This window comes from Aquimarina sp. Aq107 (assembly GCF_943733665.1).
Lineage (GTDB): Bacteria > Bacteroidota > Bacteroidia > Flavobacteriales > Flavobacteriaceae > Aquimarina.
On sequence record NZ_OX030782.1, the window covers coordinates 3,453,983 to 3,480,194 of the forward strand.

Genomic DNA, 26,212 nt, shown 5'->3' on the forward strand with positions numbered 1-26,212 from the left:
GGTAAAACCGTAATTCATTATATATACAAATATGGCATACATTAGAACAATTAACACTTAATTCCCCAAATTTTTTTCTTTTTTTCGACGAAATACACTTTTCGAACGGCGAAAAACGACTGAAATTTATAACATTTCAAAATAACGTAGTTTTTAAGTCTCTTATCTTCATTGTACATTTATATAGTATATTTGCAAACTTTAGCAATAGAACTACAATGAAATTCTCAGAAGAAATAAAGCGACGAAGAACCTTTGGTATCATTTCTCACCCTGATGCAGGTAAAACAACATTAACGGAAAAATTACTTCTATTTGGTGGTGCAATTCAAGAAGCAGGGGCTGTTAAATCAAATAAGATTAAAAAAGGTGCTACTAGTGACTTTATGGAAATCGAACGTCAAAGAGGAATTTCTGTAGCTACTTCTGTTCTAGCATTTGAATACCAAGGAGTTAAAATAAATATATTAGATACACCAGGGCATAAAGATTTTGCAGAAGATACTTTTAGAACTTTAACCGCTGTTGATAGCGTTATAGTTGTTATTGATGTTGCCAAAGGTGTAGAGGAACAAACCGAAAAACTAGTTTCGGTATGTAGAATGAGAAATATTCCAATGATTGTTTTTATTAACAAACTGGATAGAGAAGGGAAAGATGCTTTCGAGCTTTTGGATGAAGTAGAACAAAAACTTGGATTAAAAGTAACCCCTTTAAGCTTTCCAATTGGTATGGGATATGATTTTAAAGGTATCTATAATATTTGGGAAAAGAACATCAACCTTTTTAGTGGAGATAGCAGAAAAAATATTGAAGAAACTATTGAAGTATCCGATTTATCATCTCCTGAACTTACAACTTTAATCGGAGATACTGCTGCAGATACCTTGCGAGAAGAAATTGAATTAGTAGAAGGTATTTACCCATCTTTTGATAAAGAATTATATCAAAAAGGAGATTTACAACCTGTTTTTTTTGGTTCTGCTTTAAACAATTTTGGTGTTCGAGAATTACTAGATTGCTTTATATCTATAGCTCCAACTCCAAGAGCTAAAGAAAGTGATATAAGAGTCGTACAACCTGACGAAAAAGATTTCACAGGGTTTGTATTTAAGATCCATGCAAATATGGATCCTAAACATAGAGATAGATTAGCTTTTATTAAAATAGTATCAGGAACTTTTGAACGTAACGTACCCTATTTACATACACGACATAACAAAAAACTTAAATTCTCTAGTCCAAATGCATTTTTTGCAGAGAAAAAAGAAATTGTCGACATCTCATACCCAGGAGATATCGTGGGATTACATGATACTGGTAATTTTAAAATTGGTGACACATTAACAACAGGTGAAAAGTTAAACTATAAAGGTATTCCTAGTTTTTCTCCAGAACATTTTAGGTACATCAACAATGCAGACCCTCTAAAATCAAAGCAGTTAGCAAAAGGAATTGATCAATTGATGGATGAAGGTGTAGCCCAATTGTTTACATTAGAACTAAATGGAAGAAAGGTAATCGGAACGGTTGGTGCCCTACAGTATGAGGTAATACAATATAGATTAGAACATGAATATGGTGCAAAATGTACTTATGAAAATCTAAATGTACATAAAGCTTGCTGGGTAGAAGTTGAAGATGAAAACAATGATGAATTTAAGGATTTCAAAAGAGTAAAAAGTAAATTCCTTGCCAAGGATAAACAAGGACAATTAGTATTTTTAGCAGACTCTTCTTTTAGTTTGCAAATGACACAACAAAAATATCCTTCTATCATTTTTCATTTTACATCTGAATTCTAAAATCATTTTAAATAGCTTTTTAGCGTGATTTATAGAACAAACTACAGTACATTATGTTTTTAAATTAAAAATGGATCAAATAAAAAACATTTGATCCATTTTTAATTTATATATCATTAATTTTTATGGTAAATACTTTATTTATAATCAAAAACTATTTTTAATCTTTCGAACTATCAAACGCTCGTTTTCCCAAAAGAATCTCAAAAAACAATTTAAAATCTGAAATCAAACTCCAAAAAGGATATTTAAAAGTTGCAGGTTTATTCTTTTCAAAAAAAGCATGACCAACCCATGCAAATCCATAACCAACTAAAGGAACCAAAAACCACTTCCAACCCCATCCATTATATATAGCAATACCTATAATAATAAAAACCAAAAAGGTCCCTACAAAATGTAAAGTCCTACTCGTTTTATTTTGATGTTCAGTAAGATAAAATCTATAAAATTCTGAATATGTTTTAATTCTGTCGGACATATCTGTTATATTAAATAAAAGAAAGTTTAAGATACTAAAAATATATTTCCTTATCAAACTCTATAGTATTCATAAAAAAACCCATTGTTAAAAAAACAATGGGCAAATATATTTTATAACAATATGTTGTTATGCCTGTCCTGTAGGTCCAAAATTTAAAGGGATTGGTGGTTGATCATAATCCTTTATTTCGCCATGAGCAGCTTCAAACCTTGACACATTATCACCTAAAGCTTTTAATAATCTTTTAGCATGTTGAGGAGTTAAGATAATTCTACTCTTTACTTTGCTTTTAGGCCGTCCCGGCATAATATTAACGAAGTCTACCACAAACTCGGATACCGAGTGATTAATAATTGCCAAGTTACTATATACTCCATCAGCTATTGCATCATCCAACTCTATATTTAACTGATTTTGTTTTTGTTTCTTTTCCTCTGCCATTTTATATTATTTTACAAAAGCCAATAGCTTTCTAAAAACAGAAAGCCTGCCAATTGGCAGGCTTAACTGATTAATTATAATTTACTTCTTGTCTTTGTTCCATTCGATCTTCGAATTCTTCTTTAGAACCAACTATGATACTTTCGTAGTCTCTCATACCCGTTCCTGCAGGAATTCTATGTCCAACGATTACATTCTCTTTTAATCCTTCTAAATCATCAACTTTACCACTTACAGCAGCTTCGTTTAATACTTTAGTAGTTTCCTGGAATGAAGCTGCAGAAATAAATGACTTAGTTTGAAGTGACGCTCTTGTAATACCCTGAAGGATTGGAGTCGCCGTCGCAGGAGTAACATCTCTTGCTTCTACTAAGTTTTTATCTTCTCTTCTTAATATAGAATTCTCATCTCTAAGATCTCTTGGAGAAATAATTTGACCTGCTTTTAGGTTTTCACTATCTCCAGCTTCTTCTACCACCTTCATTCCGAAGATAGCATCGTTTTCTTGGATGAAATCTGATTTATGAACTAATTGATTCTCTAAGAAAATAGTATCACCTGGATCTTGAATTCTTACTTTACGCATCATCTGACGTACTACTACCTCAAAATGCTTATCATTAATCTTCACACCTTGTAATCGATATACTTCCTGTACTTCATTAACTAAGTACTGTTGCACAGCTGAAGGTCCTTTGATCTTAAGAATATCTTCTGGAGTTACAGAACCATCAGATAATGGCATACCAGCACGAACAAAGTCATTCTCCTGAACAAGAATCTGATTAGACAACTTCACAAGATACTTCTTGATCTCACCTATCCTAGATTCTACGATAATCTCACGATTACCACGTTTAATTTTTCCAAAAGAAACTACACCATCAATTTCACTAACTACAGCAGGATTAGATGGATTACGTGCTTCAAATAATTCCGTTACACGTGGAAGACCTCCTGTAATATCACCAGCTTTTGCTGACTTACGAGGAATTTTTACTAAAATCTTACCAACATTAATCTTATCATTGTCATCAACCATTAAGTGGGCTCCAACCGGAAGGTTGTAAGAACGAAGAACTTCGTCATCTTTACCCATAATTAATAGCGTTGGTATTTTTTTCTTATCACGAGATTCTGAGATTACTTTTTCCTGGAATCCAGTTTGTTCATCTATTTCTACTTGATAAGTAATACCTTGTTCAACATTTTCATAACTTACTTTTCCTGCAAATTCTGAAATGATCACACCGTTATATGGATCCCATTGACAGATACTTTGATCTTTCTTAACGGTATCTCCACTGTTAATAAATAACTGCGAACCGTAAGGGATTAAGTTTGTACTAAGTACGATCTTAGTTTTAGGATCTACAACCTTAACTTCAGAAGTACGAGAGATTACCACATCAATTTCATTTCCGTCAGAATCTTGACCTTTTACAGTTTTCAATTCATCTATCTCTGCCTTACCAGCAAATTTAGACTTCAATTGATTTTCTTCAGAAATGTTACTTGCAATACCTCCTACGTGGAATGTACGCAATGTAAGCTGAGTTCCAGGCTCTCCAATCGATTGAGCTGCCACAACACCAACTGCCTCACCACGCTGAACTGTTTTACCAGTTGCTAGGTTACGACCATAACATTTTACACAAATACCTTTTTTAGCCTCACAAGTTAATGCTGAACGAACTTCAACAGATTCTACTGGAGAATTCTCAATGTTTTTAGCAGTTACATCATCAATCTCAACTCCTGCTTCTACAAGCACTTCCTGAGTTAGAGGGTTTATAACATCTACTAATGAAGTCCTACCGGTAATTCTAGCAGCAAGACCTTCAATAATTTCTTCATTTTTCTTCAAAGGAGTAACCTCTACCCCACGTAATGTTCCACAATCTTCGATATTAACAATAACATCTTGTGCAACATCAACTAAACGACGTGTAAGGTATCCAGCATCGGCAGTTTTAAGTGCAGTATCCGCAAGACCTTTACGAGCACCGTGTGTTGAGATAAAGTACTCAAGAATCGAAAGACCTTCTTTAAAGTTAGAAAGAATTGGATTCTCAATAATCTCTCCACCAGCTGAATTCGATTTCTTTGGTTTTGCCATTAATCCACGCATACCTGTAAGCTGACGAATCTGTTCTTTAGATCCCCTGGCTCCAGAATCAAGCATCATATATACTGAGTTAAACCCTTGCTGATCCTCTCTAATACGTTTCATTGACAATTCTGTCAATTCCGCATTGGTCGATGTCCATATATCAATTACCTGGTTATAACGCTCATTATTAGTAATAAGACCCATGTTATAATTAGCAACTATATTGTCTACCTGACCATTAGCATCAGCGATCATTTTATGCTTCTCTGCAGGAATAATAATATCACCTAAACTAAAGGATAATCCTCCTCTAAATGCGAAGTTATATCCTAACGTTTTAATTTCATCTAAGAAAGCAGCAGTTTCTGGTACACTAGTTACTTTTAAAATACCCCCAATAATATCTCTAAGAGATTTTTTGGTTAATACTTCATTAATATAACCAGCTTTTTCAGGAACTTTTTCATTAAATAAAACTCTACCTGTAGTAGTTTCTATAATTTTAGTTACCACTTCTCCATCTTCGATATCTTTTGTTCTAACCTTAATATTAGCGTTAATATCAAGACGTTTTTCGTTATAAGCAATAACTACTTCTTCTGGAGAATAGAACGTTAAATCCTCACCTTTAATAACTAATTCAGGTGTTGATCTACGAGATTTAGTCATATAGTACAGACCCAATACCATATCCTGAGAAGGTACAGTAACCGGCGAACCATTAGCAGGATTCAAAATGTTATGAGAAGCTAACATTAATAATTGTGCTTCCAATATTGCTTCTGGTCCTAATGGTAAATGCACCGCCATCTGATCACCATCAAAATCGGCATTAAATGCTGTACACACTAATGGGTGTAACTGTATTGCTTTACCTTCAATAAGTTTTGGCTGGAATGCCTGAATACCTAATCGGTGAAGCGTAGGAGCACGGTTTAGTAATACTGGATGTCCTTTAAGAACATTCTCCAAGATATCCCAAACTACAGGCTCTTTTCTATCTATAATTTTCTTGGCAGACTTTACTGTTTTTACTATACCACGCTCAATCAATTTTCTGATTACAAATGGCTTGTATAATTCAGCTGCCATATTTTTTGGAAGACCACATTCGAATAATTTCAATTCTGGCCCTACAACAATTACGGAACGAGCAGAATAATCCACACGTTTACCTAACAAGTTCTGACGGAAACGTCCTTGTTTTCCTTTTAAAGAATCTGAAAGCGATTTTAAAGGTCTGTTAGAGTCAGTCTTAACCGCAGAAGCTTTACGAGTATTATCAAACAAAGAATCTACAGATTCTTGTAACATACGTTTTTCATTACGTAAAATTACTTCTGGAGCTTTGATTTCCATCAAACGCTTCAAACGATTGTTACGAATAATTACACGACGATATAAATCATTTAAATCAGATGTAGCAAAACGACCACCATCTAACGGTACTAATGGACGTAATTCTGGTGGAATCACCGGAACCACTTTAAGAATCATCCACTCTGGACGATTTTCTCTATTCTTATTAGCATCACGTAAAGATTCTACAACCTGAAGACGTTTTAAGGCCTCAGTTTTACGCTGCTTAGAAGTTTCATTATTTGCCTTATGTCTTAACTCGTAAGATAACTCATCAAGATCAATTCTTTTTAGAATTTCGATAAGACATTCCGCACCCATCTTAGCGATAAATTTATTAGGATCTGTATCATCTAGATATAAATTCTCTTGAGGAAGACTATCTAAGATATTAAGATACTCTTCTTCTGTAAGAAAGTCCATTTTCTGAACTGGCTCACCTTCTTCATTCTTTGCGATACCTGGTTGTATTACTACATAACGTTCGTAGTAAATTATCATATCCAACTTCTTAGAAGGAAGACCCAATAAATATCCTATTTTATTAGGTAGCGAACGGAAATACCAAATATGTGCAACTGGTACAACTAAATTAATATGACCAACACGATCTCTACGAACTTTCTTTTCAGTTACTTCTACACCACATCGATCACACACGATCCCTTTGTAACGAATTCTTTTATATTTACCACAAGCACACTCAAAGTCCTTAACAGGTCCAAAAATACGCTCACAGAACAAACCATCACGTTCTGGTTTGTGAGTACGATAATTAATAGTTTCAGGCTTAAGAACCTCTCCCTGTGATGCTGCTAAAACAGACTCAGGAGATGCTAAACCTATAGAGATCTTATTAAATCTCTTTACTGCATTCTTATCATTATTTCTTGCCATAATATATGGTTACTTAAGAATTATTGTAATTTAATTTTGAATAACAAATAGTGTAAACGTACCCTTTGATTACTCTCGGGGTACGATTTCCTAATCTATATTATTCTTCTAATCTGATATCTAGACCAAGACCTTTCAATTCGTGCATAAGTACGTTGAATGATTCTGGTAATCCAGGTTCTGGCATAGGCTCACCTTTAACAATACTTTCGTATGTTTTAGCTCTTCCTATAACATCATCAGATTTAACAGTCAATATCTCACGAAGGGTAGCAGAAGCACCATATGCCTCTAATGCCCAAACTTCCATCTCTCCAAAACGCTGACCTCCAAACTGAGCTTTACCACCAAGTGGTTGCTGAGTAATCAATGAATAAGGACCAATAGAACGTGCGTGCATTTTGTCATCAACCATATGACCTAACTTAAGCATGTAAATCACACCTACAGTTGCCGGTTGATCAAAACGATCTCCTGTACCACCATCATATAAATATGTATGACCAAATCTTGGAATACCAGCTTCATCTGTAAATTCATTAATCTGATCTAAAGAAGCTCCATCAAAAATTGGAGTAGCATATTTTCTACCTAATTTCTGACCAGCCCAACCTAGTACAGTTTCATAGATCTGACCAATATTCATACGAGAAGGTACCCCTAGTGGATTCAATACAATATCTACTGGTGTTCCATCTTCTAAGAATGGCATATCTTCTTCTCTTACGATACGGGCAACAATACCTTTGTTACCGTGACGACCTGCCATCTTATCACCTACTTTTAGTTTACGTTTTTTAGCAATGTAAACTTTAGCAAGTTTTATAATTCCAGAAGGTAATTCATCTCCCACAGAGATCGTAAATTTCTCTCTACGCAAGTTACCTTGTAAATCATTTTCTTTAATCTTAAAGTTATGGATAAGATCCGCAACCATCTTATTAAGACTATCATCAGTAGTCCAAGTCCCTTTAGTAAGATGAGCATAATCATCAACACTATTAAGCATTTTTTGAGTAAACTTCTTACCTTTTGGAAGTACTTCTTCTCCTAAATCGTTAATAACTCCTTGCGAAGTTTTACCTCCAACGATTACGAATAATTTATCTACTAACTCTGCCTTTAATAATGCAAATTTAGCGTCATACGATCGCTCTAAGATTGAAATATCTTCTTTATCCTGAGAACGCTTACGCTTATCCTTTATCGCACGAGCAAATAATTTCTTATCTATAACAACACCATGTAAAGATGGTGAAGCTTTTAAAGAAGCATCTTTAACATCTCCAGCTTTATCACCAAAGATAGCTCTTAATAATTTCTCTTCTGGTGTAGGATCACTTTCTCCTTTTGGCGTAATCTTACCGATAAGAATATCTCCTGGCTTAATCTCAGCACCAACACGGATCATTCCGTTTTCATCAAGATCCTTAGTCGCTTCTTCAGAAACATTAGGAATATCGTTAGTTAATTCTTCATTCCCTAACTTAGTATCTCTTACTTCTAAAGAGTACTCATCGATATGAATAGAAGTAAAGATATCATCTCTAACAACCTTCTCAGAAATTACGATTGCATCCTCAAAGTTATATCCTTTCCAAGGCATGAAGGCAACCTTCATATTTCTTCCTAAAGCAAGTTCTCCATTTTCAGTTGCATAACCTTGACATAGAACCTGTCCTTTATTTACTCTATCACCAACTCTTACGATCGGTTTAAGATTAATAGAAGTACCTTGATTCGTTTTACGGAATTTAATAAGATTATAAGTTTTAGAATCACTATCAAAACTTACCATTCTTTGTTCTTCCGTTCTATCATACTTAATAGTTATCTTTTGTGCATCTACATACTCAACAACTCCTGCTCCTTCTGAGTTAATTAATACACGAGAATCTGAAGCTACTTGACGCTCTAGTCCTGTACCAACAATTGGTGCATCAACTCTTAATAATGGTACTGCCTGACGCATCATATTCGATCCCATCAATGCACGGTTCGCATCATCATGTTCTAAGAAAGGAATTAAAGATGCAGAAATAGAGGCAATTTGATTAGGAGCAACATCAGCATAATTTACAGATGCTGGTTCTATCACCGGGAAGTCACCTTCCATACGAGCAATTACCTTATCACTTTGAATCTTACCATCTTCTTCTAACGGCAAGTTCGCTTGCATTATTAATTTTTCTTCCTCTTCCTCCGCACTTAAGTATCTAAACTCACTTAAATCTACTTTTCCATCTTCAACTTTACGGTAAGGAGTTTCTAAGAACCCCATTGAATTCACTTTGGCAAAAACTGCTAGTGAAGATATTAATCCAATATTCGGTCCTTCTGGAGTTTCAATTGGACATAAACGACCATAGTGTGTATAATGTACATCTCGAACCTCGAAACCAGCACGCTCTCTTGATAAACCACCTGGTCCTAAAGCAGAAAGTCGACGCTTGTGCGTAATCTCTGCTAATGGATTCGTTTGATCCATAAACTGAGATAACTGATTCGTCCCGAAGAAAGAATTAATTACAGAAGACAATGTCTTTGCATTAATCAAATCAATAGGTGTAAATACTTCATTATCTCTAACATTCATACGTTCACGAATTGTACGTGCCATACGTGCTAGACCAACTCCAAACTGTTGTGATAATTGTTCTCCTACAGTTCTTACACGACGGTTAGAAAGGTGATCAATATCATCAATCTCAGCTTTTGAATTGATTAACTCAATTAAGTATTTTATAATAGTAATAATATCTTCTTTAGTAAGCACTTGCTTATCCATTTCAATATTAAGACCTAGTTTTTTATTCATTCTATAACGACCTACTTCACCAAGGTTGTAACGTTGATCAGAGAAGAATAACTTGTCAATAATACCCCTTGCAGTCTCCTCATCAGGCGGTTCTGCATTACGTAATTGACGGTATATATGTTCTACGGCTTCCTTTTCAGAATTCGTAGGATCTTTTTGTAATGTATTATGGATTATCGCATAATCACCTTTCTGATTATCTTCTTTATGAAGCAAAATAGTTTTAGCTCCAGAATCCACGATCTCATCTAAGTGATCTTTATCAAGAACAGTATCACGATCTAATACAATTTCGTTACGCTCTATAGAAACAACCTCTCCTGTATCCTCATCTACGAAATCCTCATGCCATGTATTTAATACACGTGCCGCTAACTTACGCCCTAGTACTTTTTTCAATCCAGATTTAGAAACTTTTACTTCTTCTGCAAGATCAAAAATTTCTAAAATATCCTTATCTCTTTCAAACCCTATAGCACGGAAAAGAGTAGTTACTGGTAATTTTTTCTTTCTATCAATATATGCGTACATAACGCTATTGATATCTGTTGCAAATTCTATCCAAGATCCTTTAAAAGGAATTACTCTTGCAGAATATAGCTTAGTTCCATTTGCATGGAATGATTGTCCAAAGAAAACACCTGGTGAACGGTGTAATTGAGATACAACAACACGTTCTGCTCCATTAATACAGAATGTACCACTAGGAGTCATATAAGGAATTGTTCCTAAATATACGTCCTGTACAATCGTCTCAAAATCTTCGTGTTCAGGATCGGTACAGAAAAGTTTTAGACGCGCCTTAAGCGGAACACTATATGTAAGACCTCTCTCTATACATTCTTGCAAATCATATCTTGGTGGGTCTACAAAGTAGTCTAAAAATTCAAGTACAAATTGATTACGTGTGTCCGTAATCGGGAAATTTTCCATGAAGGTATTATAAAGACCTTCATTTCCTCTTTCTTCTGACTTTGTTTCTAATTGAAAAAAGTCTTGAAAGGATTTGATCTGTATATCCAAGAAATCAGGATAATCAGGTCTATTCTTTACGGAAGAAAAATTCAATCTTTCAGTTTGCGTTGCTAACATCAATGGACGGAATTAAATTAAAATTTAAAAAACAGCGTATTTTAATACATCATATTTATATACGCAAAATGGTTTAGACCTTAGAGAAAATTCTCCAGGTCTAAACCTCTATGTCAATATTTGGTAAGCTTACTTAAGCTCAACCTCTGCTCCAGCCTCTTCTAATTGAGCTTTAAGAGCTTCTGCTTCATCTTTTGCTACTCCTTCTTTGATTGCACTTGGAGCACCATCAACTAATCCTTTAGCGTCTTTAAGACCTAGACCAGTTAATTCTTTTACTAATTTTACAACTGCTAACTTAGCACCTCCTGGAGCTTTAAGAATTACATCAAATTCTGATTTTTCTTCTGCAGCTTCACCACCACCAGCACCACCAGCAGCAACAGCTACTGCAGCAGCAGCAGGCTCAATACCATACTCTTCTTTTAGTATATCTGCTAATTCATTAACTTCTTTTACAGTTAAGTTAACTAATTGTTCTGCGAAATCTTTTAAATCTGCCATTTTCTATCGTTTTAAATAATTTTTTTAATTGAAATATAATTTGTTAAAAAGTGCGTACACGCTTAGATTATCCTTCTTTCTCGGATAATGTTTTAAGAATACCAGCTATAGTACCACCACTTGACTTTAATGCCGAAATAACATTCTTAGCAGGTGATTGTAACAAGCCAATAATATCTCCGATAACTTCTTCCTTAGACTTGATATTAACAAGTGCCTCTAAGTTTTCATCACCTACAAAAATAGCTGACTCTACAAAAGCTCCCTTTAATAAAGGTTTTTCAGATTTCTTACGAAATTCCTTAATAACCTTCGCTGGAGCATTTCCTGTTTCAGAAAACATAATAGAAGTATTACCTTTTAATACCTCAGGCAATTCTCCAAACTCCTTATCTGATTTCTCCATTGCCTTAGCAAGGAGCGTATTCTTAATTACTTTTAATGATACGTTAGCTTTAAAACAAGCTCTACGTAAATTTGAAGTTGCTCCTGCATCTAATCCTGAAATATCAGCTAAATAAATATTAGAGTTTTCAGCTAACTGAGCAGTTAAGTCTTCAATTACTTGTGATTTTTCTTCTCTTGTCATAATCGTATATCTTAATTACCCAGCAAAGTGCTTAGAATCAATTTCTAAACTAGGGCTCATAGTAGAAGACATATAAATAGATTTTATATATACACCTTTAGCAGCCACAGGTTTTAACTTCACCAATGTTGTTAATAATTCTTTTGCATTTCCCGCTATCTTATCAGCAGAAAAAGATGACTTCCCAATTGCAGCGTGAACGATTCCTGTCTTATCAACTTTGAAATCTATCTTACCAGCTTTAACATCAGAAACAGCCTTAGCTATATCCATAGTTACAGTACCAGTCTTTGGGTTAGGCATTAAACCACGAGGTCCTAAAACTCGACCTAATGGACCTAATTTACCCATCACACTTGGCATAGTGATAATCACATCTACATCAGTCCATCCACCTTTGATTTTATCAAGATACTCATCAAGACCTACAAAATCAGCACCAGCTTCTTTAGCTTCAGCTTCTTTATCTGGTGTTACCAATGCAAGAACTTTAACATCCTTTCCTGTTCCGTGAGGTAAAGTTACCACACCACGTACCATTTGATTAGCTTTACGAGGATCTACGTTCAAACGAACTGCTAAATCTACAGATGCATCAAAATTTACGTTTGTTATTTCTTTTACTAAAGCAGAAGCTTCGTCTACTGAATATGATTTATTCTTTTCAACTTTAGCTCTAACTTCTTTTTGCTTTTTAGTTACTTTTGCCATTTTCTACACGTTTTTGGATTAAAAAGGAGCTTGTCCTTTTACAGTTACACCCATTGAACGAGCGGTACCGGCTATCATTTTCATAGCAGATTCAACAGTAAATGCATTCAAATCTTGCATTTTATCTTCTGCTATTGCACGAACTTGATCCCAAGTAACACTAGCTACTTTCTTACGATTTGGCTCTCCTGAACCCTTTTTCGTTTTTGCTGCTTCCAGTATTTGAACTGCTGCAGGTGGAGTTTTAATTACAAAATCAAAAGATTTGTCTTTGTAAACATTGATAACAACCGGTAATACTTTACCAGCCTTATCTTGTGTTCTACCATTGAATTGCTTACAGAATTCCATGATATTCACTCCGGCAGCACCTAAAGCAGGTCCAACTGGTGGGGACGGATTAGCCGCTCCTCCACGTACTTGAAGTTTTACAACCTTACTTATCTCTTTAGCCATTTTTCTAATTTTAAATTAGAATTGTTCTATAAAGTGGAAGCAATAAGAACAATTCAGGATATATAATGTAACAATTATTATACTTTTTCAACTTGCATATAGCTTAACTCCAATGGTGTCTTTCTTCCAAAAATCTTTACCATTACTTCCAGCTTACGCTTTTCTTCATTTACTTTCTCTACTGTACCATTGAAACCATTAAATGGGCCATCAATTACTTTAACTGTTTCTCCAACAGTATAAGGAATAGCCACATTATCAGTTTTCACAGCAAGTTCATCTACCTTACCTAACATTCTATTAATTTCTGCTTTTCTTAAAGGAACAGGATCTCCACCCTTTACTTCTCCAAGAAAACCAATAACTCCATTAATAGACTTTATTATATGAGGAATTTCTCCAGACAGGTTAGCTTCTATCATAACATATCCAGGAAAATACACTCTTTCCTTATTTATTTTCTTTCCGTTACGAATCTGTACTACCTTTTCAGTCGGCACCAAGATCTGAGAAACATAATCCTCCATACCCATATGAGCGATTTCTCTCTCAATATAGTCCTTGACCTTATTTTCTTGCCCACTTACAGCACGTACAACGTACCATTTTTTTGTATTACTAACTTCAGCCATAATAATTATGATTTAACTAAAGTGAAATAATACTCTATCAAATTACTAAACACAGTATCCACTCCCCAGATAGCTAGCGAAAAAATAACAGAAAATACAATAGTAACTAAAGTCAATCTTTGTGCTTCTGCCCAAGGAGTCCAAGTAACGTGATTTTTCAACTCGCTATATGATTCCGAAATATAATTTATTAATCCAGCCATCTTTTTATTCTTTTTAACGACAAACCTGTCACTTGAAACTTATCTTAAAATCATTATGCTTTTAAACATATATAATTCCAACTTTCTAAGCACGGGTTGAGAGGCTCGAACTCCCGACACCTGGTTTTGGAGACCAGTGCTCTACCAACTGAGCTAAACCCGTATACATAAGTCAAGGTATTCGTCGTAACGAATACCTTTCCTTATATCATCTATATTATTAGTCTAAAATTTCAGTTACCTGACCGGCACCTACTGTTCTACCACCTTCACGGATCGCAAAACGAAGACCTACATTCATTGCAATTGGCTGAATAAGCTCAACAGTAATAGTTAAGTTATCTCCAGGCATTACCATTTCAACACCATCAGGAAGCGCAATGTTTCCAGTTACATCAGTTGTACGAACGTAGAACTGAGGACGGTAGTTATTATGGAATGGAGTGTGACGTCCACCTTCTTCTTTCTTAAGGATATAAACCTCAGCTTTGAATTTAGCGTGTGGAGTTACAGATCCCGGCTTAGTAATTACCATACCACGAGAAATCTGAGTTTTCTCAATACCTCTTAATAAGATACCTGCGTTATCTCCAGCTTCTCCTCTATCAAGGATCTGACGGAACATCTCGATACCTGTTATAGTAGAGGTTAATTTTTCAGCACCCATACCGATGATCTCAACAGGATCTCCAGTGTTAGCAATACCTGTTTCTATACGTCCAGTTGCTACAGTACCACGACCAGTAATAGAAAATACATCTTCAATCGGCATTAAGAAATCTTTATCGATTTCACGTAATGGCTCCTCGATCCAAGCATCTACTTCTTTCATTAATTCTAAAACCGTATCAACCCACTTCTGTTCTCCATTAAGAGCTCCAAGTGCAGATCCAGCAACTACAGGTCCATTATCTCCATCATACTCATAGAAAGAAAGAAGATCTCTAACCTCCATCTCTACTAATTCTAAAAGCTCCTCATCATCAACCATATCCACTTTATTAAGGAATACAACGATTCTTGGAATACCTACCTGACGTCCTAAAAGGATGTGCTCACGAGTTTGTGGCATAGGTCCATCAGTAGCAGCTACCACTAATATAGCACCATCCATCTGAGCAGCACCAGTTACCATGTTCTTTACATAATCGGCGTGACCTGGACAGTCAACGTGTGCATAGTGACGATTAGCTGTTTGGTATTCTACGTGAGATGTATTAATTGTAATACCTCTTTCTTTTTCTTCTGGAGCGTTATCGATAGTATCGAAATCTCTAGCCTCAGAAAGACCAGCATCTGCCAATACCTTAGTAATAGCAGCCGTTAAAGTTGTTTTACCGTGATCAACGTGTCCAATAGTACCAATATTTAAGTGCGGTTTGGAACGATCAAAAGTTTCCTTTGCCATAATTAATTTATTTAATCTTAGTTATATATTAGTGTTCAATTAATGCTTCTGAACCAAGAGCCAATGACGAGATTTGAACTCGTGACCTCTTCCTTACCAAGGAAACGCTCTACCCCTGAGCTACACCGGCTTTTTAAAGTACACAATGATAAACCAGAGTCCTTTATTTAACATAAAAAGAAAACCGATTCATCACATTCTATTTTAAAAATCCAATGCTAATAATGCATCAAGATTAGCTCTGTATTTTTTAAGAGCGGGAGACCAGGTTCGAACTGGCGACATTCAGCTTGGAAGGCTGACGCTCTACCAACTGAGCTACTCCCGCGATTTACAATTTTGAAATCAAAATTGAAGGTTGTGGGGAGAGCAGGATTCGAACCTGCGAAGTTAAAAAACAACAGATTTACAGTCTGTCCTCGTTGGCCGCTTGAGTATCTCCCCAATTTAAATCATTATTTTAGAATGAACTTCTAAATTTCGAAGCGCAAAAGTAATCAAATATTTTACAATTCAAAATTTTACAAAAAAAAGGTTTATTTTTTTTAAATCTTAACCTTTTTTTGAGCCGATGGAGGGACTCGAACCCACGACCTGCTGATTACAAATCAGCTGCTCTAGCCAGCTGAGCTACATCGGCTTTTGGTTACTTTTTTAAGCATAAAAAAGTCCGCTATTTCTAACGGACTGCAAATGTATAGAATTTATTTCTTACACAAAACATTTTTTAAAAAAAAATCATCAAACATGTGTATTTAATTTTTCCTTACGTTTCCTTAACTGTCTCTCCAACGAACTAACGCACTCATCCACACCTTCTTCGAAACTTTTATTTATTTTTTTGATTATAAACTCATCTCCTGGAACACTCAGCAAAATTTCTGTGATTTTATTTTCCTTACCACTCGTATTCATAACTTTTAGAAAAACATCAGCATAAATAATACGACTAAAATGATTTTCTAACTTATCCAATTTTGCTTGAGTAAAATCTATCAACTTCTGATCTACATTAAAATTTACGGATTGCAAGTTCACTTTCATAGGTGTTATATTAATTGGTTAAACAAATACTTAAAACCTAAAAGAAATTAACAAAGCAGCTTATAGTTTATTTTTTATTCCTTGGATGGGATTGCTTATATACTTTTGCCAACTGTGCTATACTTTGATGCGTATACACCTGAGTAGCTGCTAAACTAGAATGACCTAGTAATTCTTTTACAGCATTTAAGTTCGCGCCTTCATTAAGTAGATGTGTCGCAAATGAATGTCTCAATATATGCGGACTTCTTTTAACTTTTGAAGATACATTACTAAAATAGCCATTTATGACTCGATAAACAAGTGTTTCATATATTTTAACTCCTTTTTCTGTAAGTAGTAATGAAGAATCTCCTAACTCCTTAACTACATCTTTACGCAACTCCATATATTGCTCAATAGTTTTAATAACCGATGGGATTAATGGGACATATCGCTCTTTATTTCGCTTACCCAAGACTTTGATTTGTTTAGACGAGACATCAACATCTTTAATCTTAAGATTCACCAATTCGATCCTACGCATTCCAGTTGCATAAAATAACTCCACGATTAACCTATTTCTAACACTTTTAAAATCCACACCACTAGACAGCTCTTCTAAAACAAGATCAACCTCTACATCAGAAAATGGTATTTGAAGCTTATTAGAAGCTTTTAACGCCTTATGCTTAGCCAATGGATTCTTATCTATCTGTTCTGACTTAAGCAAGAATTTAAAATAAGTCTTAAGAGAAGATACTTTTCTATTAATTGTTCTATTAGAAACTTCTTTATCAACCAAACTAACTATCCAAGAACGGATTTGAGTATAATTCGATTTTGAAATATCTTTTATATCATATTCATCTTCATAAAACTTAACAAAAGACAGCAAATCCGCTTTATACGCAGAAACAGTATGTGTAGAGTATTTTTTCTCTAAAAGTAAATAATCTACAAACTCTTTAATAAACATAAAAAAACCATTAGAAAGCAAAAGTATAAAACTTTTACATCTAATGGTTCAATTTATATATACTGAAAAACGAAGTTTAATTTCTATATAAGAAATCAAAACATACAACGTTTCAACATTTTTTAAATTTCCTCTTGATCTCTTAAGTGCTGAATGTACTGCGCTTTTTGAACTTGAGCTCTGCGCTCTACAGAAGGCTTTGTGAACGCCTGACGCTTACGCAGCTGACGCATAGTTCCTGTTCTGTCGAATTTACGCTTAAAACGTTTTAACGCTCTATCTATATTTTCTCCGTCTTTAACTGGTATAATTAACATAGTGTTACCTCCTTTCTTTAAAAATTAGGGTGCAAAGATAACACAAAAGTATTATCTACAAAGCTTTTTCTTCACGAAGTTAATTATTCTTCGTTTTTTATTTTACACACACAAATATTAATACAAAAAAACAGCTCTTATATCTACAAAATTATTTGTAATCGACACAAGAGCTGTCTCTGATTTATATCGTATATTTTTCACATAAGTGAGAATATATCAAGTTGTTACTTAAGAGACCATACGGTATATCCTTTTGGTGGAGCTTGTATTTTAACCCATTTCCCTCCTTGAGTTACCGGTTCCCAACTCGAATTACCAGTATAATCTTTTATTCTTCGGCTGGACCAGTTTGTTTGAATCCATCTTTCTTTCCAAGAATCGGAATTATTGATATACACAATTAAACCATTTTTTCCTCCACCACCATTTCTTCTGGCAATATACTCATCATTATCCGTCCATAGATTTGAAGTATTACCTCCAGCCAAGTTATTGTGAATCCATATAAGATTGTTCAACTTATTTTTATCCAACCAGTCTTCGTAATCTCTATAAAAAAGTGCAGGATATCCTTCGTGAGTTAAAATGTAAGCGTATGCTAATAACTTATTTGTATAAATCTCATCAGTATCATGATTAGCAACAAAAGTCACAGCCCTACTAGCATTTCTTTTCCAGAGCATATCTCCACTAAGTGCATTAAGATTATTCCCTACAAATGCATCTCTCATTTTGTAGTAACAAGCAAAATCGAATGCTGACATTTCTGCTTGATCTGTCCACCATTTTAATGTATTTACATTTCCATCCCAATACTCTCCTACTCCAAACGCACCTGTAGACTTTCTAAATTCTTTTGCTACCCAAGGAGCAAATCCTTTTACATAGTCAAATCGGTATCCATCAAACCCCATCGTATTCTTATAGTACTTAGCTACAGAATTACTTCTTTTCCAGAGCCAATCTTGCACATAAGCTTTGTTATGACTAAGATCAGGAAATCCACCAAAAATGCCACTATCAGAATTATATGCCTCATTAGGGTGAAAATCATATTTAGTCCTATTAAACTTATTAGACATTGGTTCAAATTTGGTGTAGGTATTTTTACCAGCAAATTCATTCCATTCTAAATCTCCACCACTATTATGATTTATTACGATATCCGCTATCACATTTAATCCTTTATTATGAGCATTAGAGATTAAAGATTCTAATTCTGATTTAGATCCAAATCTTGTCTCTGTACTACCCATTTGATTGTACTGGCCAAAATCATAATAATCAAATGGATCATATCCCATAGAGAATGTTCCATTTTGTGCTTTGCTTACAGGAGGCAACCAAATAGCATCAACACCTGCATTACTCCAAGCATTAACTTTTCCTTTTACAACATTCCACCAAGTACCACCTGCAGGAACATCCCAATAAAAAGCTTGCATCATTACCCCAGATCCAATAGTTTTAAGACCTGCTCTAGTAGAAATTGATTCTTCTGGTTTAATCGATTCAGGCTCTACTGAATCTAAAACCTCGTCTTTACCGCATGAAACGATAAAAAATACCGTCAACAGAAAATAAACGAATTTAATAGTTTTCATAAAAAGTGTTTTTTGTGTTAAATTTCCCACAATGTAATATTTTTACATACACGAAAACGTTTGAAGAATTACTCAAACGTTTTCGTGTTAATAAAATTTTATCATGTATTTAAAAATGAGCTCCGAAAAGTAGCAATTCATCATTTTTTAAGCTCAATAAAAAGAAAATTCTCAGTTCGGACTTAATTTTCATCTCTAGATCAAGGATTTTAAACAGTATAAATAAAAATATTTCGGCGATAATCTCTCTTAAGATTACGGAAGTGCTTCCGTCTATTATTTCATTTTAGTCTTAGGTTATACAATCCAAATCCTATGTTTTACCGTACTATTTATTTTAAAAAGAAAATTCAAACTTTTAAAATAGAAATATATCAGAAACCCCGAGGCAAAGCCATCGGGGAATCATGAAAAGTAAACTTGGGGAAGGGTTTCAGGGCAATTACTATAAATAAGCAGGTAAAGTTTGCAGAGGTATAATACTCACAAAATATTATTGCAGCACTCTAATTCCAGAATAGTTTGCTCTAAAATTACGGTCTGTAATTATTCTAAACACAGAATTACTAGATGAAGTTGTTGCTATTTCGTCTAGATACATCATTAGATCTCCGTCTTTATTAATAAGCAGAAGTTGTTCAGATCCAGCACCAAAACGTACAATAGCAGCCGCATTTATTCTATCAAACATAGGATTTTCTTGCGTACCTAATGCCGTTATATTCTGTACATCAGCATTGTCCATTCTTCCTGCATTATCAAATAGACTTTGCATAAATATCGAAGACCCACTTGCAAAAACCAGTGATGAAGTTCTATTGTTAACACCCATAGATAATGGCAAACCAGCTCCTGCTACAATTCCATCTCCAGGAAAACCGAATGGAGAGTTAGCGTCACTTAAGATGTCTTGAATAAGTTCAGTACTAGAAAAATAAACGCCTATTGGGTTTGTATCATTAATTTCAAAATTACCATTTATAAAGAATCGTTGCGAAACAAGGCCTCCTAAATCTGTCAGCACTACTGTGGTATTGTCAAAGTTTCTTGATTCTTCTGCAATTTTAAAACCAGCACCCACATTATCTAAACCACTCACTCCTAGAGGTCCATTAGGGTCATTGTGATCAAACACACCTAGTACTGTTCCTGATCCTACATCGTAAATAGCATATTTAACACCAGTTCCATTGTATACAGCAATAACAGTATCCTTTATATTAAAAGCAGCTCCTATTTTGTCGTCTTGTCCAAAAATATCTACTAAATTTTGGTATCCTGATAGTGGCAATTGGCCTTTTAATTCACAAGTAGTTCTACCAAACTCTGTTGCTAGATTTACTCCCACGATTTGATCAGGGCGCTCGACACTTCTTACTACATATGAAATAGGTAATGCAAAGCGCAAGTCAGAAGTTTCTCCTAATGCTGAAGCAATATTTTGAATATTGGTTTCGCCAATCAACTCAAAAGCACCACTAGAAGGCCCTCCATATGCAATGACTTTTATTTTTAAGTCATTTAAGCTTTCCACTGAGGAAACATCCAAGCCAGCAGAAGCATTAACTGCCAGACCGCTAAAACTTGCATTAATACTTGCATCCATTTCCTGACGAGAAGAAGTTGATTCTATCAACATATAAAAAACACGTCCAAAAGTCACAGAGGAAATAAAAGTTGCCGGATTATCGGGTTGTACAAATGGTGCTAAATCCTCAGGAGTAACACTTTCGTCAAAAATCTGTCCAATATCTGTAGGCAAATCAAAACTCATAGTATACATACTTTGATCCAATTTAACCAGTGTACGATTGAATTCTTTTTCTGTACTAAAACTAAAATTGCTAGAAACATTTACTCTGAACGCACGTATGCTAACACCTAACTCAATAGCCAGTTGTTCTTCAGACTCTACCTGTTCGATATCTACTGTAAAATTTGCTGGAGCCTCTTCACCAGATGTGCTTATAATTTGGTTAATAGCATCTTGTATAGTACTTCGTTTTACCTCATCTACTTCTGCAGAAGATTGTAGATTTCCGTTATTAATATTTACAGAAATAGTTCCTCCTGCTCGTTCAACCACAATAGGAGAAGGTGTGGGCTCGGACAAGGTTTTTCCTTGTAATAAATTACCAGGAAATATGACTTCTGCATTTGTGTCAAATAAATTGAATTCCCCAGTACCATCCTTTAAATCTATGGTTTCGGTCACACAAACAAATCTCGAAGTAGTTCCGTCTCCATTATCTTCATCTACTGCAGTTTCTTCTACAGATACAATATTCTCTACTCTTTCATCATCAAACGGAGGAATCTCTTCTCCAATAGCAAACACACCCTCATATGTTAAGGGTTGTTCTCCAACAATTGGGTCTTCTTGACCTGATGAATCATCATTACTACATCCAAAAGTGATACACAAAAAAAACAATGTATTGAGTTTAATAAAAAGTGTTATTAGCTTTTTCATAATTGATTAAAATATTTTTAAATAAATGATTTGTGATGCAATACTACAACCACAGTACGCTGAAGAAAAAAGAAGTAAGATGAAGACGAAAAAAAAGTGTTTAGAAGGAAAAAAAACAGTTGAAAGGAACCCTATAACACCTCTACTGATTTGAGATTATCGTATCTATATCAGGGATAAAGTTTACAAGTTGGTGTACATTAATCGAATTTACATTTGGAAGTAAAAAAAATTATCAATCCTTCTTTTGATTAAAAAAGTTGTACTATTTCATATAAACACTAGCTAGACAATAAGAAGAAAAAAGGCTTTTTATATGTCTATAAACTTAAGACATATAAAAAGCCTTTTAAAATTTTATAAGCAAGCGAAACGTCTTCTTATAATTACCTCTGGCAAATTGAAAACAATTTTCGCCAAAAAAGCAACCTATAATTATGCTTTCACAGCTGGTTTGTATTCTTTCTTGTCGATTACCATTTTGGCGAATTGAAAACAATTTTCGCCAAAAAAGCAACCTATAATTATGCTTTCACAGCTGGTTTGTATTCTTTCTTGTCGATTACCATTTTGGCGATAATCTCTCTTAAAATTTCAGAAGTACCTCCTCCTATTGGACCCAATCTACTATCTCTAAAAAGTCTTGCTAAAGGATATTCTTCCATATAGCCATATCCTCCTAATAATTGTAGACATTTATAAATAACCTCATCAGCTATTTTTGTAGACATTAACTTAGACATACTTGCTTCTTTTACTACATACTGTCCATCATTTAATCTTTTAGCTATAGAATAATTAAACTCTTTACACATTTCTAATTCACTAGCCATATCAGCAACTGAGTGACGAAGCGCTTGAAACTTGTCGATTGTTTTTCCAAAAGCTTCTCTCTCACTCATATATTTAATTGCATAATCCAAAGCATATTCTGCTCTAGCATGAGCGTTGATACCCATTATCAATCTTTCCAATGCAAAATGCTGCATAATATAGGAGAAACCTTTATTTTCTTCTCCCATCAAATTATTAGCAGGAATTCGAACATTATCAAAAGCTATCTCACCCGTATCAGACGCTCTCCAACCTAATTTATCTAATTTAGTTGCAGAAATACCAGGAGTTTCTCTATCCATAATAAAAATACTAATCCCTTTATTACCCAGTTCTGGAGTAGTCTTGGCAGCTACTATAAGATAATCGCTATAAACTCCATTGGTAATAAATGTTTTAGAGCCATTAATAACATAAAAATCTCCATCCTTTACCGCAGTAGTTCTCATACCTGCCACATCAGAACCACCAAATGGTTCGGAAATACATAGACATCCTATTTTTTCTCCAGAAATACTCGATCTAAGATATTCTTCTTTAATTCTATGATCGCCCTCTTTATTTACATGAGTCATTGCCAAATAAACATGTGCCCACATAGCTGCAGCAAAACCACCAGAATTTATCTTCTGTAATTCTTCTAAAAATATTACGGTATAAAAAAGATCTAGTCCTAATCCTCCATATTCCTCTGGATAAGCTATCCCGAAATAGCCCATTTCTCCAAACTTTTCCCAAATGAAACGTTCAATATCACCAGTTTTTTCCCACTTCTCTATATGTGGAACTACTTCTTTTTGTAAAAAATCTTTTAGACTTTCTCTAAATAATTCGTGCTCTTCTGTAAAATACATGTTGTTTAAATGATAACTTTGATTTATATAGCTAACATATTACCATAAATAAAAACATAAAAAACTCTTTAAAGAATTTACATATTATCAATAATCACGGTAATTTTTTCCGATTTTTAATTTAATTCCAAATATAATGCTATTCTATCTATTTTTTCTAAAGAAAAACCCTCAATTTTTCCTAATTCTTCAAAATTAGACACCCCTTGATGTGTATCTATAAAATCTTTAATTTCTAACGCAGTCTCAAAATCAAAATAAGGAACTTCCATTAACTCCTTTACTGAAGCATTATTAATATTAATTTTTTCAAAGCTTCTAATTTCTTTAACGGTGTACATAGATAGGATTTTTTCTCGCTGATTATCATATAAACCTTCAACATCTTTAAGTTGTATATCACTTATAAAGCCACCTAATCTATCTCTACATTTTATAATCCTATCTGCAATGAAATCAGGCACACCAATAATCTCTTGAAATTCCTTAGAAGTAACACTATTAAGATCTTCTTTCTGAGCAAAAGATTTTACAGGATATCGTACTTTTTTATAAGGTTTTGACTTTTTAGAATTTTGTACCCAATCCGGAAATTTAAATAAAGGCGAAATTACTGCTAATAATGAATCAGAAACCCCTGTAACTTTTTTAAAATCAGATACAGAATTTATCCACTTCTCTTTTTTTCTATATGCATAAAGTCTATCTAATTCATCCGTTGTCATCCCTAAAACGTACCCTTTATAATCCGTTATGAAGTTTGGATTAAACTGCTTTAATTTATACTCCTTTTTCTTTTTAAGCGCTTCATTTTTCAATGAATCTATCTGTACCTGATATTCTGTATAAGCTACAAAGTTGTCCTCACTACTTATAGTGTTAGGAAAAAAATACAACACTCCTATTAAAAAGAACATTAATAGTACTAAAAGAAGAATCCCATTTCGGAAACGTCTGTGTATCTCGAAATGGGATTCAGTATTTTTCATGTTAAGACGATAAATAAATCTTAATTTTTAGAAGCTTTTATAGCATCTCTATACTTTTTCAATTCTTCTCTTACTCTAGGCAATAATAAAGAAACTCCTATTAAGTTAGGGACAGCCATTGCAAAAATCATTGCGTCAGAAAAATCTGTAACTGCACCAAGACTTATAGAAGCGCCAAGAACTGTAAACAAACAAAATACTATTTTATAAGTCATTATATTTCTTTTTGTTTTTCCAAATAAGAACAACCAAGATTGTAATCCATAATAAGACCAAGAAATCATAGTGGAAAAAGCAAACAATACAACAGCAATAGTTAATACATAAGGAAACCAAGGAATGGCACTTGCAAAGGCATTAGAAGTAAGTTGAACTCCTGAAGCTGCACCTGGATCTAAATAATTACCTGTTATAACAATTACTAATGCAGTAATAGTACAAACAACTACAGTATCAATAAATGGTTCTAACAAAGCTACTATACCTTCACTAGCGGCATAATTTGTTTTTACTGCGCTATGAGCTATTGCTGCACTTCCGACTCCTGCTTCATTAGAAAAAGCCGCTCTTCTAAATCCTTGAATCAAAACTCCAACAAAACCTCCAACAACTCCTTCTGGAGCAAATGCTCCATTAAAAATAGCAGCAAATGCACTACCAATTTCACTGAAGTTCATCCCAATTACTACAAACGCAGCTAACAGATAGATTCCAACCATAAAAGGAACCACTTTTTCTGTAACCGAAGCAATTCTTTTCAACCCTCCAATAATCACTATACCAACAAATATAGCCATTACAATTCCGAATATTAATCCTGAACTACTTCCGTCAAAACCAGCAATCTCATTAAAAATTTGTGCAGCCTGATTACTTTGGAACATATTTCCTCCACCAAAAGAACCACCAATACAAAATATAGCAAAAAGTACTGCCAAAACTTTTCCTAATCCAGCGGCACCTTTTTCTGACAAACCTTTTTTAAGATAGTACATTGGACCACCATATACCGTTCCATCTTCTCCAACGTCTCTATACTTAACCCCTAATGTACATTCTGCAAATTTAGAAGTCATTCCTAATAAACCAGCCACAATCATCCAAAACGTAGCACCTGGTCCACCTATCGTAATAGCTATTGCTACACCTGCTATATTCCCTAAACCAACTGTACCAGACAATGCAGCTGTTAGCGCTTGAAAATGAGAAACTTCTCCTTCTTGACTTTCATCTTTAATAGTATCCACTATATCACCATCAACAACATTAACATTAGTATCTTCTGGTTTACCGTGATCATCAATTTCATCGTACTTACCTCTTACCACATTAATCGCTGTTGCAAATCCTCCAATATTAATAAACTTAAAATAGAATGTAAAAAAAGTTGCAAACCCTAGTAACATTATTACTACCCATGGAATACCAACACCTTCATTTATTGGTATTTGATAAAAAATAGCGTTAACAAACCAACCTGTATAATCCGCAAATACCTCATTTATTGTTTCATCTAAACCTTTTTCTGCAGTCTCCTGCGCAAATGTTAAAAATGGGATTGTGAGTGCTAAAATTGAAAGAAGAATTCTCTTCATAATGTGTGAGTTAATTGAATTTAGTTTTT

General features: G+C 34.3%; 20 protein-coding genes and 5 tRNA genes. 1 reads left to right on the forward strand and 24 read right to left on the reverse strand.

Annotated elements, in window-relative coordinates; translation table 11 throughout:
• Positions 1-218 precede the first annotated feature (218 nt).
• Positions 219-1,805, forward strand: a complete 1,587-nt coding sequence (locus tag NMK29_RS14775) for a peptide chain release factor 3 (protein WP_108802447.1) — start codon at positions 219-221, stop codon at positions 1,803-1,805.
• A gap of 160 nt (positions 1,806-1,965) precedes the next feature.
• Here the strand turns inward: NMK29_RS14775 and NMK29_RS14780 are convergent, their stop codons facing one another.
• The 24 genes from NMK29_RS14780 to NMK29_RS14895 form a co-directional block, all read right to left on the reverse strand.
• Positions 1,966-2,286 carry a DUF962 domain-containing protein gene (locus NMK29_RS14780; protein WP_108802446.1) on the reverse strand — a complete coding sequence of 107 codons (321 nt, stop codon included), beginning with the start codon at positions 2,284-2,286 and terminating at the stop codon, positions 1,966-1,968.
• A gap of 129 nt (positions 2,287-2,415) precedes the next feature.
• A complete protein-coding gene (locus NMK29_RS14785; protein ID WP_027393803.1) occupies positions 2,416-2,730 on the reverse strand; it encodes a DUF3467 domain-containing protein in 315 nt (104 codons plus the stop codon).
• Positions 2,731-2,800: 70 nt separating this feature from the next.
• Complete coding sequence (gene rpoC, locus NMK29_RS14790; RefSeq protein ID WP_108802445.1) at positions 2,801-7,099, reverse strand: DNA-directed RNA polymerase subunit beta'; 4,299 nt, start codon at positions 7,097-7,099, stop codon at positions 2,801-2,803.
• A 100-nt stretch (positions 7,100-7,199) separates the two neighbouring features.
• Complete coding sequence (rpoB, locus tag NMK29_RS14795; protein ID WP_108802444.1) at positions 7,200-11,009, reverse strand: DNA-directed RNA polymerase subunit beta; 3,810 nt, start codon at positions 11,007-11,009, stop codon at positions 7,200-7,202.
• A 129-nt stretch (positions 11,010-11,138) separates the two neighbouring features.
• The gene (gene rplL / locus NMK29_RS14800) at positions 11,139-11,513 is read right to left on the reverse strand and encodes a 50S ribosomal protein L7/L12 (RefSeq protein ID WP_027393800.1); all 375 of its coding nucleotides are present in this window, start codon (positions 11,511-11,513) and stop codon (positions 11,139-11,141) included.
• A 67-nt stretch (positions 11,514-11,580) separates the two neighbouring features.
• Entirely contained in the window at positions 11,581-12,102 is a 522-nt protein-coding gene (rplJ, locus tag NMK29_RS14805) for a 50S ribosomal protein L10 (RefSeq protein WP_108802443.1), read from the reverse strand.
• A 15-nt stretch (positions 12,103-12,117) separates the two neighbouring features.
• Complete coding sequence (gene rplA / locus NMK29_RS14810) at positions 12,118-12,813, reverse strand: 50S ribosomal protein L1 (RefSeq protein WP_027393798.1); 696 nt, start codon at positions 12,811-12,813, stop codon at positions 12,118-12,120.
• A gap of 18 nt (positions 12,814-12,831) precedes the next feature.
• On the reverse strand, positions 12,832-13,269 hold the full coding sequence (gene rplK / locus NMK29_RS14815) for a 50S ribosomal protein L11 (protein WP_027393797.1): 438 nt from the start codon (positions 13,267-13,269) through the stop codon (positions 12,832-12,834).
• 77 nt (positions 13,270-13,346) lie between these two features.
• Positions 13,347-13,901, reverse strand: coding sequence for a transcription termination/antitermination protein NusG (nusG, locus tag NMK29_RS14820; protein WP_027393796.1), 555 nt, complete (start codon positions 13,899-13,901; stop codon positions 13,347-13,349).
• A gap of 5 nt (positions 13,902-13,906) precedes the next feature.
• The gene (gene secE / locus NMK29_RS14825) at positions 13,907-14,104 is read right to left on the reverse strand and encodes a preprotein translocase subunit SecE (protein ID WP_027393795.1); all 198 of its coding nucleotides are present in this window, start codon (positions 14,102-14,104) and stop codon (positions 13,907-13,909) included.
• Between the two features lie 90 nt (positions 14,105-14,194).
• Positions 14,195-14,267 (reverse strand) — tRNA-Trp (locus tag NMK29_RS14830).
• A 57-nt stretch (positions 14,268-14,324) separates the two neighbouring features.
• Positions 14,325-15,512, reverse strand: coding sequence for an elongation factor Tu (tuf, locus tag NMK29_RS14835; protein ID WP_027393794.1), 1,188 nt, complete (start codon positions 15,510-15,512; stop codon positions 14,325-14,327).
• 58 nt (positions 15,513-15,570) lie between these two features.
• Positions 15,571-15,642, reverse strand: a tRNA-Thr gene (locus NMK29_RS14840).
• A gap of 125 nt (positions 15,643-15,767) precedes the next feature.
• A tRNA-Gly gene (locus tag NMK29_RS14845) sits at positions 15,768-15,840 on the reverse strand.
• Between the two features lie 33 nt (positions 15,841-15,873).
• Positions 15,874-15,956: transfer RNA gene (locus NMK29_RS14850), tRNA-Tyr, on the reverse strand.
• Between the two features lie 122 nt (positions 15,957-16,078).
• A tRNA-Thr gene (locus NMK29_RS14855) sits at positions 16,079-16,152 on the reverse strand.
• A 101-nt stretch (positions 16,153-16,253) separates the two neighbouring features.
• Complete coding sequence (hpf, locus tag NMK29_RS14860; protein WP_108802442.1) at positions 16,254-16,556, reverse strand: ribosome hibernation-promoting factor, HPF/YfiA family; 303 nt, start codon at positions 16,554-16,556, stop codon at positions 16,254-16,256.
• A gap of 67 nt (positions 16,557-16,623) precedes the next feature.
• Positions 16,624-17,514: a tyrosine-type recombinase/integrase gene (locus tag NMK29_RS14865; protein ID WP_108802441.1), complete on the reverse strand. Its 891-nt coding sequence runs from the start codon at positions 17,512-17,514 to the stop codon at positions 16,624-16,626.
• Between the two features lie 122 nt (positions 17,515-17,636).
• Positions 17,637-17,831: a 30S ribosomal protein S21 gene (rpsU, locus tag NMK29_RS14870; protein WP_025743950.1), complete on the reverse strand. Its 195-nt coding sequence runs from the start codon at positions 17,829-17,831 to the stop codon at positions 17,637-17,639.
• A gap of 227 nt (positions 17,832-18,058) precedes the next feature.
• Positions 18,059-19,438, reverse strand: a complete 1,380-nt coding sequence (locus NMK29_RS14875) for an alpha-amylase (protein WP_108802440.1) — start codon at positions 19,436-19,438, stop codon at positions 18,059-18,061.
• A gap of 493 nt (positions 19,439-19,931) precedes the next feature.
• Entirely contained in the window at positions 19,932-21,911 is a 1,980-nt protein-coding gene (locus NMK29_RS14880) for a thiol-activated cytolysin family protein (RefSeq protein ID WP_108802439.1), read from the reverse strand.
• A 524-nt stretch (positions 21,912-22,435) separates the two neighbouring features.
• Positions 22,436-23,599 (reverse strand): acyl-CoA dehydrogenase family protein, encoded by a 1,164-nt coding sequence (locus NMK29_RS14885; protein WP_108802438.1) that lies wholly within the window; start codon positions 23,597-23,599, stop codon positions 22,436-22,438.
• Between the two features lie 116 nt (positions 23,600-23,715).
• The gene (locus tag NMK29_RS14890) at positions 23,716-24,588 is read right to left on the reverse strand and encodes a helix-hairpin-helix domain-containing protein (protein WP_108802437.1); all 873 of its coding nucleotides are present in this window, start codon (positions 24,586-24,588) and stop codon (positions 23,716-23,718) included.
• A 20-nt stretch (positions 24,589-24,608) separates the two neighbouring features.
• Positions 24,609-26,183, reverse strand: coding sequence for a sodium:alanine symporter family protein (locus tag NMK29_RS14895; protein WP_108802436.1), 1,575 nt, complete (start codon positions 26,181-26,183; stop codon positions 24,609-24,611).
• Positions 26,184-26,212: the final 29 nt, after the last annotated feature.